Here is a 2,298-nt window from a genome sequence, read left to right on the forward strand (position 1 = left end):
GATGTCTATCATGACCGGACGGCCGCGCCCGGAGCGTGAGGGTGCGGGTGTGGCAGGTCGGATTGCGGCTGGTGGGAGCACAGGGCGATGGCAGTGCCGAGGCGCCGGTCGGCGGGGGCGCGGGAGGGCGGCGGGGCGTTCCGCATCGAGCCGGTGTCCCGCGTCGCGGACCGGGTCGCGGAGCAGATCCGCTCCTACATCGTCGATCAGGATCTGGCCGAGGGGGAGCGGCTGCCCAGTGAGCGGCAGCTCGCGGAGCTGGTGGGCAGTTCCCGCCCGACGGTCAGCCAGGCGCTGCGGTCACTGGCGGTGCAGGGGCTGGTGACGATCCGGCCGGGTTCGGGCGCGTACGTGCTGCGCCGGCCGGCGAGCATGGTGGACGCGAGCATCGAGCTGATGCTGCGTCTGGAGCCGGAATCCACCGGAGAGGCGGCGCATCTGCGGTTCCTGCTGGAGCTGACGGCGGGACGGCAGGCGATCGCGCACGGGGCCGGGGACCTGGAGCCGCTGGAGCGGGCGCTGGAGGGTCTGCGCCGGGCGCGGGGGAGCGCTGCGGAGTGGATCGCGGCCGAGACGGTGTTCCATGTCGAGGTCGTGCGCCTGGCCGGCAACCGGTTCTTGACGAGCCTGTTCTCCAGCATGCACACCGCGCTGGTGGAGAAGGCGTACGAGCCGTGGGTGGCCGGCGAGCAGGCGCCGAGCTGGCTGACGGACGAGGGGTTCGAGGAGCAGATCGCTCTGCACGAGCCGATGGCGCAGGCGCTGGCGCAGGGCCGGCGCCAGGAGTTCGAGCGCGCCGCGATCATCCACCAGCGCGCGCTGCTGGAGCACATGGACCTGCACCTGCCCGGCTGGGACCGCGGCCTGTAGTCCTCCGTGTGCCCGCAGGTGCGCGGGCTGGTCGTGGCCTGTTGTCCTGCGTGTGTCCGCAGGTGCGCGGGCTGGTCGTGGCCTGTTGTCCTGCGTGTGCCCCGCCACTTGCGCGGGCCGGCCCGTCGTGTCCATCACCGGCAAGAGGCAGGGGACGACTGCCACTGACGCATGTGACGCACATCACATCAGGGTGGGTGGAATATCTGCGGCTCGGAATTGGCTATGCCACCTGTCCGGTAAATTGGCTAAGCCACTTAGCCGCATGGAACAGCGAAAGAAGCATGACCATGCCGTCTGCACCCATGGACGTCGAAGCGGCCGTCGTCGAGGCGAAAGGTGATCCCTTCCGCATCAGGACGGTCCCCCTCGAAGAGCCCCGCCCCGACGAGGTCCTGGTCCGTGTCGTCGCCACCGGCGTCTGCCAGACCGACGCTCACAGCCGCAACCAGGACTACCCCATCCCGATGCCCGTGATCCTCGGCCACGAAGGCGCCGGCATCGTGGAGCGGGTCGGCTCCGCCGTGAAGGATCTGGCCCCCGGTGACCACGTCGCGATGACCTTCCCCTCCTGCGGGCGCTGCGACGCCTGCCGCGCCGGGTCCCCCGCCAACTGCACCCACGGCTTCGAGCTGGCCTTCGGCGCCTCCCGCCAGGACGGCACCAACGCCTACGGCGACGGCGTCCACGGCCACTTCTTCGGCCAGTCCTCCTTCGCCCGCTACGCCCTGGCCAACGAACGCAACACCGTGCGCCTGCCCGACGACATGCCGCTGGAACTGGCCGGCCCGCTCGGCTGCGGCATGCAGACCGGCGCCGGCGCAGTGATGAACTCCCTCGAGGTCGGCGCAGGCGAGTCCCTGGTCGTCCTGGGCACGGGAGCGGTCGGCCTGGCCGCCGTGATGGCCGCCAAGGCCGTGGGCGCCACCACCATCGTCGCCGTCGACATCAACCCCTCCCGCCTGGCCCTGGCCGAGGAACTCGGCGCCACCCACACCATCGACGCCTCCACCGAGGACACCGACAAGCGGCTGCGGCAGATCAGCCCCGACGGGTACCACTACGTCCTGGAGATCACCGCCCAGCCCCGTATGCTCGCGCTCGCCGTCGACCACCTGCGCCCCATGGGAACGGCCGCCCTCATCGGCGGAGCGCCCGCCGGCACGACCGCCCCCATCGACATGAACCGCCTCCTCAACGGCGGGCGCCGACTGCGCGGCATCGCCCAGGGCGACTCCGTCCCGCAGATCTTCATCCCGCAACTGGTCGACCTCTACCGCGCGGGCAAGTTCCCGGTGGACCGCCTCGTGCGCACCTACGATTTCGCCGACATCAACCAGGCCTTCGAGGACGCCGCGAGTGGCGAGGTCATCAAGCCCGTCCTCCTCATGAACTGACCCCACCCCGGCCCCGGCCCTCGCCGGACCC

Annotated in this window: 2 protein-coding genes; both read left to right on the forward strand. The window is 71.1% G+C overall.

The window, feature by feature from the left end; translation table 11 throughout:
• Window positions 1-87 precede the first annotated feature (87 nt).
• Window positions 88-870 (forward strand): FadR/GntR family transcriptional regulator, encoded by a 783-nt coding sequence (locus tag MTQ10_RS29845; RefSeq protein ID WP_247473628.1) that lies wholly within the window; start codon window positions 88-90, stop codon window positions 868-870.
• Between the two features lie 290 nt (window positions 871-1,160).
• Complete coding sequence (locus tag MTQ10_RS29850) at window positions 1,161-2,267, forward strand: NAD(P)-dependent alcohol dehydrogenase (protein ID WP_247473631.1); 1,107 nt, start codon at window positions 1,161-1,163, stop codon at window positions 2,265-2,267.
• Window positions 2,268-2,298 lie beyond the last annotated feature (31 nt).

Origin of the sequence: Streptomyces sp. XM83C, from assembly GCF_023072675.1 — a bacterium.
Taxonomy (GTDB): Bacteria; Actinomycetota; Actinomycetes; order Streptomycetales; family Streptomycetaceae; genus Streptomyces; species Streptomyces thermocoprophilus.